Here is a 15352-nt window from a genome sequence, read left to right as displayed (position 1 = left end):
AAGAGAGCACTCCCCATCCCACCCCGAGATCAACTATGTCCCACGCCGAGGCGCACTACGACGTGTTGCCAAAGCCAATTCTGCGTCGCGGGCATCCATTCAGAGGCCGGCGATGGCCGTGAGGAGTCGGAAACCTGGATACGTGCTGATCGCCTGGTTCTTGGTGGTCGTGCGGTAGTACTCGTTCCAGTAACTGTTGATCCGAGCCGTGGCAAGTGCGAGGTGGGCGGGATTGTCGGCAACGTATCGGCGGAGGTTGGCGCGGTCGATTTCGCTGTAGTGGTCCTCGAGTTCGGTGAGGATCTCGATCACATAGTCCGATGCCAGTTCGAGGATGTAGGGGATGGTCCAGATCTCGCGGCTGCGGACCAGCGGCTGCACCGATCGCTGTCTGACGAAGCCGTCATAGTGGCGGGCGGCAATGGCAGCTTCGATGGTTGCGTTTGCCTCGGGGCTTGATGGCAAGGTTCGCGGCTTGAACCCGTGTCGGAGCGGCAACCGTAACTGTTCGCTGCCCACGCTTACGAAGCTTGGGTTCTCGCGGAAGTGAATTCCGTAGCGCACGTCGGGGACCATCGTCCGGGCTGCCACTTCGACGTCTGATCGGAGGTAAGTCGGGAAGCCGGATTGGAGCTGGTCGATGAGCAGATCTGCGGGCGCCTTCATAGAGGCCAACTCTCGTGACCACGTAGCCGTGGGGATCGAGCTTATGGCATTCGCATGAAGCGGAGCGATCCGTTCGCAGATGAGCTCACGATGTGTCTCTCAAGCAGGAAGCGATCCAGTGCAGGGTGGCAGCGAGGCAGAGGCCGGCGTGGTAGTTGCGGGCGGTCTTGTCTGAGCGCATCGCGATCCCGCGCCACTGCTTGAGCTTGCTGAAGCACCGCTCGACGACGTTGCGGCCGCGGTAGCGCCGATTGCTTTCACTGCCGATTGGCTCACGTAACCACGTCGGCCGGGGCGGCAGATTTCAACCAACGGTCTACCGAGCACCGGCAATTCGCTGCCTGAAGGCAGCGCAGACTCCAACAAGCTCATCTCGACGCATCGGAGAAGTACCGAGCGGGAACGGCCGATGGGGCAGAAATGAAATCTCGAAGCCTGCATCGCCATGAGTGTGGGCGATCCGGAGCTGAACCGCTTGTACGTACCCGGTATGGATCTCGACCTCTTGAATGCTCACTTCCTCGATATCGGACAGCGCCAGAGTCGCTACGGGTTCGGCGGGTCCCCAGAGGCGAAAGAACTCGAGACGGCTGCCGGCTATCGCAACGACAAAGAACTCATCGGCCATCGAGGCAAGCAAACGCTTCCCTGTCACCGCGCGAAACGAATCTGGGAAGGCCAGCGGCCTGCGCACGAGATAGCCCTGTTCGGGGTGACGAGATCGGACGCGGAGATACCCCACCAGTTTTGGGATTCCCATGCTGAGCACCATCAGGCACCACACGCCGAAGAGCGCTAGAACGCCAACGCCCGAAACGCGAACAGTTTCCCATCCGCGAGCGTCTGATTCGCCAAAGGCAGCAATCACGCGGCCAAGATACAGAATCCCGAACGGTACCGCGATGACCGTGGAGATCACCACGAGCGATCGAGACCGCGCCGGACGCCGCCGCGGCTGCATGCTGTTGCTACCCTGCTCCAAAGCTGCTCCTCTGCCACCCTTCCCTGAGGCTGCCACTGTCTGGGCTACTGCGTAGTTCTCCCACACCGACGGTTGGGCAGGGTCTTCAAGAGCCGGGTCCTTCATGGCTTCCACCTCGGCTTTTGGGGAACAATGCTCGGCTCTCGTGTTCCCTCGTTGGAAATGCCGCTCAGCGGTACCACTTCAGGTCGTCCGGCATCTCACCGCCATGCGCGGCTATGTGACGACGCACCGCAGCACGGGCCCGGTGCCACTTCGGGATCCGCCACACGGTCACAACTGCGACAACCAATGCCGTGAACCACACCAGACCCGCAAAGAACCAACTCCACGCATCGCCCGTGCCGTGGAAACCGAGAACGAGAAACCCTGCCCACACGGACCCTGCAACGAGAACCAAGGATGCATACGGGTTGTGCATCACCGGGCTCCACGCCACGGCGGATCGACGCTCGCGATACCCGCGCGGGTCGATCCCTGAGCCCTGAACCTCGTCCACGACTCGCTCGATCACCGGATCCTCAGCCCCCTTCCGAGAGTCCGCGAACCACCCTTCGTCCTCCCACGGCAGCTGAACGACCGCCCGCCGCTCCTTGGTGCGCTGCTCTCGCGCTCGTCGACGCGTCTGCCGTTCGTTTGCCAAGAGCACTCCCCATCCCACCCGAGATCAACTATGTCCCACCCCGAGACGCACTAGCCAGCGACGGTCTTGCCGTCTTCTAGACGTGTCGCCCCGCTCAGGTCGCTCGATCTGCAGCGACACCCGCCGCCTCGATGAGGTGCGCCAGCCACACGAGCGGATACCCGGTGACCTGGGGATCCTCCACCGCGCTCTGCAGGAAGTCCGCGTCCTCCAAAAGCTGCCCGATCGTCAGGCCTGACGGCTGCTGAGTCGGGTCATAGCGCTCACCGCGCGGCACGTTCCAGTAGTAGTCGAAATCGATGCGCACCTCATCCGTGCCATGAAAGCGCTGATAGCGCTCGATCAGAATCCCAAGAGCCTCATGAAAACGGCCCAACGAGAGCGTTGATACGTCCACCGGCTACCTCCCCGTCAGTAGTTCGTCGATTTCGCAGTACTCCCCCGGCCGGCACCCGGACGGGCTTGTCAGCGATGCCAGTGGCTCCCCGAGCAGAAGACCTGCTACCGATATCACTTCAGATCGTCCGGCATCTCACCGCCATGCTCGGCAATGTGACGACGCACCGCAGCACGGGCACGGTGCCAGCCAGGAATCCGCCAGACAGACATGATCAGCCCAATGATGGCGACCGCCCACAGCATGATCGCGAGTCCCCACGCGGATCCCGGATCTGAGCTCAAGCTGTCGAGCAAGAACATCCCGCCGAGCACCAAGATGAGCACAACGACAAGTCCGCCATAGGGGTTGTGCATCACGGGCGTATACGCCAGCCCTGGGCGTCGCTCACGAGTCCCACGTGGGTCGAGCGCCCCCCGCTGGGATGCGTCGACGACGGCTTCTATCTCGCGATTCTCGGTTGCCTCGCGAGAGTCAGCAAACCAGCCTTCCGACTGCCACGGCAGCTGCACATTCGGATGTCGCGCTCGCCAGCTACGGCGCCCAGCTCGACGACTCACCAAAGCGGCTCCCCTCCAACATCCCGCCCAACGTCCATTGTCCTGTCGGAATCGCTCCTAGCGACCGCGTTCCTTCTGGGCGCTCACGAAGCGAGACGCTCGGCAACCTCCGCCGACGACTCCACGCGTCCACCCCAATAGGCACCGAGGAATGCTGAAAGCACCGCCGGCCGCAAACCGCGCGGGCCAGGGTCACCCATCGGCGTCCCTGATGCGATCACGTGCGGCCTGCAAGCGTTCCCTATAGTCGCCCGCGAAGAGGGCCGGATTCGCGGACTCCAGCATCGCCTCCAGATTCCACGCTGCCCGCTGCTCCGCTTGATCCTCGAACTCGATTTGAGGGCGTTCGTTGATGCGGTGCAGCCATTCGAAGAGCACAAGCACTTCGTCTTCAGTGAGATCGATCGATGTTTTGCGTTCCATCGGGTCATTCACCGCTACCCATGCGGGCATGTCGCTCTTCAAGCAGAAGACCACGAACCCGACTGTGCAGAGCAAGTAGGTCTTCCCGTGCCCATCCCAGGCGAGTATGAAACTCCCACGGCTCGACTGCCTCGAGTGTTTCCCTGATCGCTCCTACGAGCATCGACAGTTCATCGATTGTGAGAGCGACTGCGACCTCATCATCGCCGAGCTGCCCCGCGACCGCAGACGCCGAGCCAAGCTGTATCCGCCGCATTCCAACCGCCCCTCTTGCATCCCGAACACCGTCACACCCTCGAACGAGTCACCGGCGCCCACGTCACCACATCGGCCGGGGCGACACCTTCCACACCACGCTCGTTTCCACCTCGGCCGCGGTGCACCGGAGACGGCAGCATTCGAGGTGGTGTCCCTGGTTCTCCCATCACTCCAACTCTTCAGCGGTGCATCGTTCACGGAAGACGCCCGCCTGAGGAGAGTCGCTCGGGCCACGCTGCCCGTACCCGGAATCGCCGCACACCAAGCCAATCTTCCAGATGACCGATCCGTCGCACGGCACATACCCGATCTCGGTCCAGTCCTGCTCACCGAACTGAGCACCGCTTGATATCACCACTTCCGATTCTTCGAACGCCAATGTCACGAGAAACCCGCTCCGCACCTCCCAGCGCGCTTCGCCCGAGTACACCTCACCGCCCTGGGGATCGAAGCACGTGGTCTTCTCATCGCCGTCCGTGCGACCCTTCGGGAAGTTCGTGAGCTCAGCCACTCCATCCTCGAGAAGAACAACCCGCGCAGGAGGGTCAGGAACAGTCGGGCCCGGTGCGAACTTGGAACTCTCCCACACGATCGGCGGAACAAAGCCCGGCGCCTCCTGGACGGTTGCACACCCTGCCAGGACGGAGCCAACCGTCAACAACACCAGAAGTCGAACAGCTCTTCGCAACCCGCTATTCCGTCTTGTCTCGTTGAATCGTTGAGCCGTTCGTGTTCCACAGAATCAACTCAAGATACTGCTCCTCCGTCGCACCGACCCCAGCGAGCATTAGGCGAGCTCGTGAGTTCGGCCACGCCAGGGTCGAGGAATGTCCCTCGAGCCAGTCTCACTTCATAGTTGCCGTTCAGGCAGGCCGGCCAGGAGGCAGCTGCCCGATAGAGCTCCATGCCACCAGGTCAAACATTGAGTCCCAGTGCGGCACCCCCGCACGCACTAGCGCGGTGTCGCCTTCTGCGAAGTCCGGTGGAGCTTCGCTAAGTCCTTCGACCTTTCCCACCAGGAACTCCGCACTGGCTGCGACGAACTCGAGTTGCGCTCCCGGCGATGGCCACATCGAGAGGCTCATGCGGAAGCCATTTGGGTCATTCCTCACCTCTGAACTGCCGATGGACCATGCGGTGAGACCTGGTTGCCGGCCTGGGCAGTTCCAGTGGAAGCCACGGACGCCACGCGCGACGATCATCGCAGTGTCCACCGCGCCGAAGTGGAGAGAGACGCGAAGATCCAGCAAGATGCTGACAGAACCAGCCAGCGCGTCTAGTTCCACGGCCAGCAATTGTGCTTCCTGGAGTGCATCCGATTCGGTCAGCGCATCCATCTCAGGCAGATCATGTCTGTCGCCCGTCTCGGGCGCGAACTGCGCCAACGCCTTTAGCTTCATCATGGCAGCGGGATGTGCGCGAACGGATCTGACCGGCCAATCGTTCTTCCGGTTAGAGGATTGATCGTCTGACCCGAACTGTTCATGTATACGGCGTAACCATTTGGGTACTGGTACTTGCCGCTGGTGACCGGATTCATAATTCGGATGCTAGCAACCTCGTCGGCTAGTTCTGGCGTCCCCTTCGCGATCATGTATTCGAGCCCCTTTCCTGACTTGACGGGCGTTCCGATTGCACCTTTCGGCACAGCGGCGAGCTTTAGGTCACCAACTCTGAGAACGGAAGGCACCCTAATCGTCGCCGAGCGCAGGGCCGCAACCCCTGCTCCGGCTGCGGGACACCCCTTCGCCATGCAATAGGTTGCGACCATTTCGAGAGCGGATGCCGAAGTCAGGAGAACCGTATCGAGCAGGAACTTGTCCTCGGCTGCACCATTTCGGCCGCAACCCACCTGGGGAGAGAAGTACACACCACAGGACTGGAGATCCTGGATCTCGCGAACCGTGGTGATCAGTCTCTCGAGCTCTTCATCCGACATCTGGCCAGTCGAGGCATTCGTACAGCCGCATCCTTCTCCCACGGCCGATCCCACCGGCGGCGTCACAGTTGGCGGAACCTTGTCTCTTGCCGCGATGATCTCGTTGGCGGCGTACCCCGATCCCATCCGCCCGCCAACGTCGTTCTCGTAGTCGGTAGTCCCGATCGGACGCAACCCGCTCGGGTCGCTCATGCTCGTCGGGTTGTTGTTCGCGTACGCGTACCCGTTCCACTGCTGCGGATCCGCGAGATCCAGCAACGGATCCACGCTCAAGAACCGACCCAGCGTCTCGTCGTAGTAGCGGGCGCCGAGCAACGTCAACCCCGACCCATCCCGCGTCAACCCGAGGAACTGCCGATCCCCCGGCACCGTCGCAGCCCCCGAGGTCCCGCGGGCGGCACCGAACGGATCCGTGTACATCCGATCGACCTTCGTCATATCCGGCCGCTTCGTGTTCGGCACCGACGCGACCGGCGTGCCATGCGCATCCGACACCAACGACGACACCCCAGCCAAGCCCCGACCCACCCGCACCGCGACCGTCGCCCCACCGAACCCGTAATACCGGGCCGCCGACACCGCACCAGAGGCACTGATCGATACTTCCTGCCCACCGGGCAGGTACACCGTCACCCCCGACGCATCCGAACGCACCACCCGGTCACCATCCGCCGAATACACGAACGACGACCCAGACCCCCCAGACGCACCAGACCCGCCCGACTGCAACGACACCAGCTCGGACTCCGCGTCCCAGCCCAGCTGGGACGACACCCCGGCCTCAGTGCGCGACACCATCCGGCCCGCCCCGTCGTACCCGTACGACGACGACACCCCGGCACCACCGTTCACCGACACCGACGCACCCGTCACCGCATGCACCCCAGCACCACCGCCGCCGTGCGTGTACGACGTCGTCACCACCCCGGACGTACCGTCCGTGGCATGCACCGACTTGCCCGTGCGGTTCCCCACCGGATCGAACTCGTACTCCACCCAATACGGCGCAGCCCCACCCACAAGATTCGGGGCGACCTGATCAGCCCGACGGTCGCAATTCGCATCCGCCGCCGTCCACGCGAGATCCAGGCGGCGCAGCCCGTCGTAGCCGAAGCACTGATTGTCCTGCTTCGCCGCACCCGTCAGGGCGGTGTTCTTCGGGCGATCCAGGATCGCCGTGACATTGCCCGCTGGGTCGTACCGGTACTCGAGATCGAGCTCCGTGTTGTTCACCCGCTCACGATCGAGCGCGACTCCGACGAGGCGATTCGTGCCATCCTCGTACTCGTACGTCACCGCCGTCCCGAAGGTGTTCCCCAGATCGGCCTGTTGCAACCGGCCATCCGGGCGATAGCGGGACTCCGCGACGTACACCCCCCAGCCGAAGCCGCCGCCCATCCACGACGGCCGGGACGCGGTGTCGTAGTTCGTCGTCACGACTTCGGAACCGAGCACGGGCTTCGCGACGCCCTGCTTGCTCACGCCCGGCAGGCGCGTCTGCGCGGGCTGCCCGTCGGCGGTGTACGTGTAGCTCGTCGTGAACTCGGTCGTCGACAGGCTCGTGTACGGCGCCACCGCGGGCAGCACCGTCGCGACCTCGAGCGGCCGGTACGCCGCGTCGTACACGCGCGTCTCGTTTGTGAACCGCAGGCCCGCGGGCGTGATCCGCGTCGCCGAGGACACCGGCCCGATGAGAGCGCGGCCCGACTCGTCGACGGCCTGGTCGTACTGCCACTCGGCCCGCACCGCACCGGTGACCGAGCCGTCGCGCATGCTCGTGCGCCGCCCGAGCGGGTCGTAGGTGTACGCGAGCGTCTCACCGGCGCCGTTCGTCGCCGTCACGACCCGGCCGAGCTCGTCGTACGTGCTCGACGTGGTGCCACTGTCGGGGTCCGTCGCGGCAGTGCGCTGGCCGGCCCAGTCGTACGCGTAGGTCCAGACGTTCTCCTCGGCGTCGGTCATCTTCACGAGCTGCCCCGCGGGGTCGTACTCGTACGTCGTCGTCTGCTGGGTGAGTGCCCGGACCTGCGCCGCGGTCGTCGCGGTGCTCGTCTCGGGGTCGCGCTCGTACTGGGTGAGGCTCACCGTCTTGCCGCGGGCATCGACCCGCGACTCGGTGGGCACGGCACCCAGCGGCGGGATGACGAGGGTGCGCGAGCCGTCGTACACCGTGCTGGTGCGCCACTTCTCGTAGGCCGGGTTCGAGGAGGTGCCGACCCAGAAGATCTCGTCGGTCGTGCGCCCCGCACCGTCGTACTCGAACGTCGTGCTCGACGGCGCCACGTCCGGAGGCTCGATCGCGGTCACCGTCGGCGCCCCCGTCGCGAACCACTGCCCGGTCTGCGAGTGCACTCGTCCGACCGAGTCGAAGATCGTGTGCGTCGCCATGCGGCCACGGTCGGCGGCGCCCGCAGTGCGCTTCTCGCCGGCGTCCGCGCCCTCGGTCTGCGTCTGGAAGGGTCGCAGCAGACCGTCGTAGAACACCACCGCTGTGTGCCGGCTCATCCCGTCGGCGCCGACGGTGCGCGTCAGCACCGCGTTCAGCCCGTTCCCGGGGACCGTGTACTCGTACACGACCGACGCCGGGCCTGGAGCGGGATGCTGCGGATACCGCACCGCGGTGCGGCGACCGAGCGCGTCGTAGCTGGCGCTCGTAATGCGCCCGTTCGCGTCGGTCGAGGAGGAGACCGTGCCCGTCAGCGGGTTCAGCGCGGTCGCGGTCGTCGCGCCGCCGAGCGGGCCGGGCCCGTCGACGTCGGGCGTCGTCACCGAGGTGCGGGCGAGCAGCCCGCCGGGCGAGTGCTGGTACGCGGTCGTCGTGAGCTGCCCCGCGGCATCCGCCACGACGAGCGCGCGACCGCGCTCGTCGTAGGAGCGCACCTCGCTCTTCAGCTCGAACGTCGCGCCCTGCGGGTCGTCCGGATCGAGCGCGAAGGCGCGCAACAGGCGCCCTACGCCGTCGTACTCGAAGCGCTCACTGCCGACGAGGTGCGCCGGCCGCGACACCGTCTGTCCGCACGCGACCGACACCCGTTCACTCTTGGCGGGCAGTGCAACCCGGTGCGCCGTCACGAACGCCGGAGCGGTGTCGTGCGCGTACGTCGTCGTCGTGCACACGTCGTCGGTGGTGAGCGCCAGATCGCCGCGGTCGTCGACCGTGCGCAGCTGCGAGTTCGCATCGAACGTCGACGCCACGCGCGTGTGCCGATCGAGCGCCCCGGCGGCATCGTAGACGAAGCCGTCGACCGTGGTCGAGGGCACCCGGGTCGCCTCCCTGCCGCCCGCTCCCGTCGCGACGACAACCGGCGCGCCGTGCGTCGTCACCTGCTCGGACACGAGGTGATCGCCGTCCTTCGACACCGAGGCGAACACCTCACCGCGATAGCGCTCGTGGTCGTTCGTCGTGACCCCCGCACCGCTCGGGCCGGCGGTCAGCGTGCCGCCGAGGCCCCGGTAGTAGCTCGTCTGGGAGACGGATGCCTCGTCGCCGGTACCGACGGTCGTCGTCACCGTCGGGAAGCCGCGGAACTCCGAGTACGTCAGGTCCTCGGGGATCAGGGCGGCACCCGTCGGCTTCGCCCATCCCGCTCCGCCCGAGTAGGTGTACGCGGTCTCGACCCGGACCGACTTGGTCAGCAGCGTGCCCGCGGCAGTGCTCGGCGCCGCGGTCTCGACAATCGACTTCACGACGTACTTGTGGAAGTAGTCGATGCGCGGATTCGCCTCGCCGGAGGGCTGCCAGCGCACCGGGAAGCAGAGGCGATCGTTCGTGCGCTGCGCCGACTCGCTCGTGCCGGGCACATCGCCCGGCGCGCAGCTCGTGCGGTAGTCGACGCTGATCGAGGCACCTGCCTCGGTGCGCACGTTCGTGAGCCGGTGCCGTTCCATCCCCTCCTGGCCGTCGTCCGCGGCGTCGATGCGGTTCTTCATGCCCGTGTAGACGAAGCGGTTCGGCGGCAGCTGCACGTCGTCGGCGGTGGCATCGGTACCGCCGTGTCCCGTGTGCCGGATCGACTCGAGCCGGAGCATCGCGCCCGTCGCATCCTTGGGGCCGATGCCGTCGCCCTGCGCGACGAAACGCTGGCCGAGCGCCCACGAGTCCACCGGGCGGTAGCCGGAGCCGTCGTGCGCCCACGTCGAGATCTTCGCCAGCCGGTGCCGGTCGAAGAACACCGGTGCACCCGTGGTGCAGGTCTCGCCGACCTTGCACTCGAGATCGATGGGGGTGTCGGGCCAGGTCTTCGAGTCCGGGCCCGCCTGGCCGGGCGCGCAGAGCCCCGCCGGGTTCGAGATGTCGAGCACGCAGCGCGGCGCGGTCGTGAACTCGACCTTCGCCGGCGCCGGGCTCGTGCGCTCCTGGCCGGCGCGCGTGCCGTACTCGATCCGGGCGAGGGTGCCGCCGGAGGTGTACGGGACGGTCGCCGTGCCGTTCACCGTGTAGTCGTAGACGTAGCGGTTCGTCTCGGTGGAGTAGAAGTAGGTCATCGAGTTGCCGGAGGCGTCGACGACGTAGTCGAGGTTCCAGCGCCAGACCTGATCGCAGCGAGACTCGGCGAAGGCGGGTTCCCGGCAGGCCTCACCCGCATGGTTGCCGTAGACCGGCACCGTCCACGCGGAGTTCAGCGCCACGTCGTCGGCCGAACGCTTGCCGCGCCCGAAGAAGTACTGGGTGCCGTCGACCGTGGTGACCTTCCAGTACTCCTTCCGCTCGCCCGCATTCCAGGCGCCGTGCAGCAGTTCGACGCGGGTGCCGTCGTCGTGCTTCGGCAGCCAGCGGTCGCCCGAGCCCTTGATGAGCTCGACCGCGGCGCCCTTGAACACGAGGGTCGCGTTCTCGGGACCCCAGCACAGATCGCCGCCGCCACGGCCCGCGTTGTTCGCCGCGCCGCCGTCGTCCTTCGTGCAGGCGCGGTAGTTGCGCTCGACGAAGCCGCCGGGCACATCGAAGCCCTCGCCCACCCAGCCTGACTGGTTGTTCGCCGAGGGAATCCGCCCGTCGGAGGTGGCCGAGGAGTACGAGATCGCGAGCTGCGGGCTCGGCCCGGCCGGCACCGCGGGCACGCGCATCGGGTACGACCAGGCGAATCCGCCCGTCGCCCCGGAGGTGCTCCACGTCGACGTCGGCGACAGGCTCGTCGCGGACCAGTCGCCGCGGGGCCCGGCGACGTCGGCGAAGACTCCGAGTCGCGCAGCCCCGCCCATCGCAGTCAGTGTGGTGGACCGGACGGCGGATGCCGCGCCACGATCGGCCGCGCGGGCGGCGAGCTCGCCGTCGCCGTCGGGGGCGTCACTCGCCGGGGCATCGCTCGCCGGAGTCTCGGTAGCGGGCGTGTCCGTCGCCGGGGGCTCGGTGGGCGGTGCGTCGGTGGCGGGCGTCTCGGTCGCGGGCGGGGTCGCCGTCGGCGCATCGGTGGCCGGTGTCTCGGTGTCGGGTGTCTCGCCCTCGGGAGTCTCCGCGCCCGGCTCGCCGGGTGCAGGCTCACCGCTCGGCGGCGCGACCACCGCGGGCCCCGCGACCGGCACCTCGGCCGAGATCGTCTGGGTCACCGGATCGTTCACCGTGGGCACCGGGATCGGGGCGCACTCCGGGGTTGCGGCCGCATCGGGGGCGCAGGCGGGCAGGTGCACGAACCGCAGGCGCGACGCCCAATCGCCCCCGCCCAGTCCGCTGAACGCCGCGTAGGAGAGCTGCAGCGACACCGCGGCATCCGCCGTCGGTGCTGCGCCGCCCGCGGCATCCTCGACCTCCAGCAGCAGGCCATCCACGCCGGCTGCCGCCGCGTCCGCGGCATCGGCGACGCGCACCGTGACCGACTCCGGCGAGCTGCCGTCCTCGGCCGGCGCGACGACCGCCGTCATGCCGCCGAGATCGACCTCGACTCCGGCGCCCGTCGCCGAGAAGGTACTCGCCCCGGCGAGCTGCACCGTCTCCTCGTCGGCGTCCGGGAGCGTGGTCGGCCCGACGGCGAACTCCGGCTCCGGCGGCTCGGGCCAGGCCCCGTCGATGGCGGTCCCGTCGACCGGTGCCGTCTGCTGCAGCCGCTCGAAGGCCGACCGCAGGTTCTCCTCACGCGTCTCGTCCGCCGCGGAGGGTTCGGCGCCCGCCGCGAGCCACGGCGCGAGCGGCATGACCATCGACGGATCGAAGCCGATGACCAGCGCGAGCGCCGCCGCGACGGTAAGCACCGCCTGTCGCGACCTCGACGCCCCGCCGCGCTCGCTCATGATCCCCGTCTTCCGCATCAGCAGACTCCGCTCCTGCCGGGCGCCGGCGCCCGCGCGCATCAGTCCTTCTCCGTCGGGTCGACGGCGTTCTTGTCGCCGCCGAAGTCGATCGCCTCGGCACCCTGGCAGATACGGCGGATCTTCGACTCGGCGACGACCTCGTCCGAGAACGCTCGCACGTCGTCGATCTCGCCGGGCCAGAAGTCCTTCTTCACCCCGTTGTAGAGGGTTCTGCCGACGGTGAAGGGCCCCGAAGCCTTCCACGGCGCGACCGTGCGCGAGGCTTCCGCCCTCACCGGCACCGCGGTGGTCGGGTTCTCTGGCGTGCCAACAGGGCAGGTCCAGAGCGCCACCTTTTTGGCGGCCTTGTTGTACTCCGCGACGAGGAGCACCCATTCATCGCCTCGCACGACCATGGGAGATTTCGCAGCCACCGTGGCCGGTGTGGTCGAATCGCTGCTCGGCATCATGAACCGCCAGCAGCCGGTGCCGCCGGCACCGCAACTCGGGTGGTACTGAAGGAAGAAGCCGGATTGGGTGACCCCGTCCTGCCCGAGAGCCGTGTAGGACTTGCCCTTGTCGAGCGCCGCGGCATCCAGCCGTACGAACGCCGACACTGTGAACGACTTCGAGGTGTCGACGACGGGGCCCACGGTCTGGGCGGAGTCGTCCACCCCGTCGAAGGAGAGCGCGCCGTCGCCGTCGCGGGAGCCGAAGAGCTCGCGCGGCCCGGTCGTCCACAGCGCCTCGTCGAGGAGCAGCGGGTTCTTCTTCAGCACCGAGGAGGTGTCGGCCGCGGTGTCGTCCTGCGTGGCGTCGTCGAAGGTCCAGACGCCGTCCTCCTCGGGGAACGCGACGTCGTACCGGTACGAGGTGACGGGCGAGGGGTTGCCGGCGACATCGAAGGCCTGCGCGTAGACGATTCTCAGCCCCGGTGCTCCCGGCGTCACCTCGTGCGTGATCGGAGTCGTCGTGCTGGTCTTCGTCGGCGGATTGGTGTCTCCGTACTTGATGGTCGCCGCTCCGGGGGCGCTGATCGTGAAGGCTCCCTGCACCCCCACGCCGCCTCGCTCCACCCCGCTCAGGTACACGGCCGGGTACCCGCTCTGCACCGGCACGATCGTGGGAGCCGCCGGGCTCACCGTGTCGACCGTGAACTCGCAGACCGCCGTCGACCATCCGGACCACTTCGATCCGTCCGTGGCGGTGACCCGGTACTGGTACGACTTGCCGTGCACGAGCGTGTTCTTCGGCACCTTCGCCGTGAACTCCGAACCTGAGGCGTCGGCCAGCAGCGTGCCGCTGTTCCACACCTCGGTGTTCGTCCCCTGCTGCACGATCTGGAAGTGCGCCTGCACGTTGCCGCCGTCGGGATCGGTCACCGTTGCTGCGAGCGACGGCTCCGTCGAGGTGATCTGCGGCCGGCCTGCCCCGGCGACGCACGCCCTCGCCGGGTTCGTCAACCGCACGTTGCTCGGCTTGTTCGGCGCCCGGTTGTACGTCACGGCGATGGTGGCGTTGTGGGCGAAGCGCTTCCAGCCGGCCATGCTGGACTCGTCGCGGGACTTCAGGCCCATCGTGACGGTCGCCCAGTTGTTGTCGGCGAGCTGCTTCAGGCCGTTCGTCGCGTTGAACTCCTTCCAGCCGGCCGTGCTGCAGCTCGAGCGCTGCGAGCCGGTGACGGAGCCGAGCACGGCGCCCTGCCCGAGGTTCGCCCACGTGGTGCTGGCCGAGAGGGAGTTCGTCAGGTACAGATCGGTCGTCGCCGCGGTGCAGTTGTACGAGTGCACGCCGTTCACCCGGAACTGGGCGCTGATGACGTCGGCGCCCGTCATGTTGCGGATGGTGTCGAGCCCGCCGAACTCCCACGACAACCGCGCAGTGAACACCGCGTTGCACGAGGAGTCGGTGCAACGACCGTTGCCGCCGTCCATCGGATCGGTCCACTTGTAGATCGAGCTCGTGAAGCCGCCGGTGCGCACGAGGATCCACTCCGCCGGCCCCTTGCCGCTGAAGCTCGGGTCGAGGCGGACCGGCCAGACCGTGGCGGGGTCGGCGAGCAGCACAGGGTCGGGGCTCACCACGACGGAGCCGTCGACCACTGTGACGGGCATGTTCGCCACGCGGTCGCCGGGCATCGGGTGCAGGCCGCGCTCGGCCTCCGCGAGCTCGGGGTCGCCGAGGCCCGTCTCGGGGTCGGGGCCGCTCGAGGCGCTCGGTGCGGGTTCCCCCGAATCGTCGGCCGACGCGTCGCCCGAGGCATCCCACATGAGCGACGGCGGCGCGGAGAAGCGCACCTCGCCGCCCTCGTCGAGCACCTCGACTCCGCCCTCCGCGGTGGTGACGACGCGGAGCCCGTCAGAGACGACGGTGCGGAACGCGACGTCCATCCCCACGCCGGCATCGCCGCTCGCGGTGCGGGCCGCGACGAGCGCCGCTTCGAAGCGGGCCGCGGCTGCGGGCGAGTCGAGCACCACGATCGGGGTGAAGCCCGTCGCGTCGGGGCTCACCGTCACCTCGAGCCGGACGCCCTCGTCGAGCGCGTACGTCGCCCGCGGCCCATCGAGCTCGGGTTCGGGCAGGGCGAGTGGGAACCACACCTCGAGGCGTTCGCCCTCGTACTCGATCACGCCGAGCGGGCGCGTCGCATCGACGGTCGCGTCGCCGGCGTTGAGCTCGAGCTCGTAGGCGGGCGCCGCGACCTCGATCGACTCGCCGTCCGCGGCGACGACGAGCGTGCGGTCGAGCTCGACCCACTCGCCGTCGCGCTCGACCTGGTTCGGCATGGCCGAGACCTCCAGTCGTTCGGGACCGTCCGCGGTGGCGAAGGTGCGAGCCCACGGCGTGCGCACGTCGGTGATCTCGACGTCGACGTCGCACTCCGCGGCGAGCACGGCGGCCGCATCCGCATCGGCGGCCTCGGCGACCGAGCAGTCCACGGCGGCCGGGTCATCCGTCCCGCGCTGCAGGCCCAGCGAGACGACGACCGTGCCCGACACGACCACGGCGAGCGCCGTGGCACCCGCGATCCACCACTTCATCCGCCGTGCACGACGGCGCCCCCCAGCACGCAACGCGTTGTTCCTCCGAGTCGACATGATCCGAGCCGCGTTCGCCGCGGCCCCACACCTTCACATCCACCCGGTAGGTCCCCCGATGCTGAGCATGTAGTCGCTACCGAAGCAGAACGCCAGGTATGCGAACAAGTCCCCCGAACAGGGGGAATGTCTCCGCTTCTCCGATCGAACCGGAATGGGGC

At 67.4% G+C, this 15352-nt stretch carries 10 protein-coding genes and 1 pseudogene; all 11 read right to left on the bottom strand.

Translation table 11 applies throughout. From position 1 onward, the window contains the following. Positions 1-99: 99 nt before the first annotated feature. The 11 genes and pseudogenes from ROT00_RS00335 to ROT00_RS00285 all read right to left on the bottom strand — a co-directional run bounded on the left by ROT00_RS00335 (position 100) and on the right by ROT00_RS00285 (position 15134). Positions 100-666: a hypothetical protein gene (locus ROT00_RS00335; RefSeq protein ID WP_404771464.1), complete on the bottom strand. Its 567-nt coding sequence runs from the start codon at positions 664-666 to the stop codon at positions 100-102. Between the two features lie 85 nt (positions 667-751). Next, positions 752-910, bottom strand: a pseudogene (locus tag ROT00_RS00330) (IS5/IS1182 family transposase); the annotation flags it as partial. A 72-nt stretch (positions 911-982) separates the two neighbouring features. Then, the gene (locus ROT00_RS00325) at positions 983-1588 is read right to left on the bottom strand and encodes a hypothetical protein (RefSeq protein ID WP_404771462.1); all 606 of its coding nucleotides are present in this window, start codon (positions 1586-1588) and stop codon (positions 983-985) included. 229 nt (positions 1589-1817) lie between these two features. Continuing rightward, positions 1818-2162, bottom strand: coding sequence for a hypothetical protein (locus ROT00_RS00320; RefSeq protein WP_404771460.1), 345 nt, complete (start codon positions 2160-2162; stop codon positions 1818-1820). A gap of 223 nt (positions 2163-2385) precedes the next feature. After that, positions 2386-2688, bottom strand: coding sequence for a hypothetical protein (locus ROT00_RS00315; RefSeq protein ID WP_404771459.1), 303 nt, complete (start codon positions 2686-2688; stop codon positions 2386-2388). A 113-nt stretch (positions 2689-2801) separates the two neighbouring features. Continuing rightward, on the bottom strand, positions 2802-3044 hold the full coding sequence (locus ROT00_RS00310) for a hypothetical protein (protein ID WP_404771458.1): 243 nt from the start codon (positions 3042-3044) through the stop codon (positions 2802-2804). 396 nt (positions 3045-3440) lie between these two features. Beyond that, positions 3441-3725 carry a hypothetical protein gene (locus ROT00_RS00305; protein ID WP_404771456.1) on the bottom strand — a complete coding sequence of 95 codons (285 nt, stop codon included), beginning with the start codon at positions 3723-3725 and terminating at the stop codon, positions 3441-3443. A 370-nt stretch (positions 3726-4095) separates the two neighbouring features. Beyond that, positions 4096-4440: a hypothetical protein gene (locus tag ROT00_RS00300; protein WP_404771454.1), complete on the bottom strand. Its 345-nt coding sequence runs from the start codon at positions 4438-4440 to the stop codon at positions 4096-4098. Between the two features lie 352 nt (positions 4441-4792). Then, complete coding sequence (locus tag ROT00_RS00295; RefSeq protein WP_404771452.1) at positions 4793-5332, bottom strand: hypothetical protein; 540 nt, start codon at positions 5330-5332, stop codon at positions 4793-4795. Then, positions 5329-12153, bottom strand: coding sequence for an RHS repeat-associated core domain-containing protein (locus ROT00_RS00290; RefSeq protein WP_404771451.1), 6825 nt, complete (start codon positions 12151-12153; stop codon positions 5329-5331). The genes ROT00_RS00295 and ROT00_RS00290 overlap by 4 nt, the downstream gene beginning before the upstream one ends. Next, positions 12153-15134: a LamG-like jellyroll fold domain-containing protein gene (locus ROT00_RS00285; RefSeq protein WP_404771449.1), complete on the bottom strand. Its 2982-nt coding sequence runs from the start codon at positions 15132-15134 to the stop codon at positions 12153-12155. The genes ROT00_RS00290 and ROT00_RS00285 overlap by 1 nt, the downstream gene beginning before the upstream one ends. Positions 15135-15352: the final 218 nt, after the last annotated feature.

Source organism: Agromyces mediolanus (genome assembly GCF_044917495.1).
Lineage (GTDB): Bacteria > Actinomycetota > Actinomycetes > Actinomycetales > Microbacteriaceae > Agromyces > Agromyces mediolanus_B.
The sequence above is the reverse complement of the archived record's forward strand: the minus strand, read 5'-3'. Positions and strand labels throughout refer to the sequence as shown.

Excerpts from the sequence above, each read along its gene's own strand:
- ROT00_RS00285 (WP_404771449.1), bottom strand. The coding sequence starts at position 15,134 with ATGAAGTGGTGGATCGCGGGTGCCACGGCGCTCGCCGTGGTCGTGTCG.
- ROT00_RS00335 (WP_404771464.1), bottom strand. The coding sequence starts at position 666 with ATGAAGGCGCCCGCAGATCTGCTCATCGACCAGCTCCAATCCGGCTTC.
- ROT00_RS00290 (WP_404771451.1), bottom strand. The coding sequence starts at position 12,153 with ATGCGCGCGGGCGCCGGCGCCCGGCAGGAGCGGAGTCTGCTGATGCGG.
- ROT00_RS00310 (WP_404771458.1), bottom strand. The coding sequence starts at position 3,044 with ATGCACAACCCCTATGGCGGACTTGTCGTTGTGCTCATCTTGGTGCTC.
- ROT00_RS00295 (WP_404771452.1), bottom strand. The coding sequence starts at position 5,332 with ATGATGAAGCTAAAGGCGTTGGCGCAGTTCGCGCCCGAGACGGGCGAC.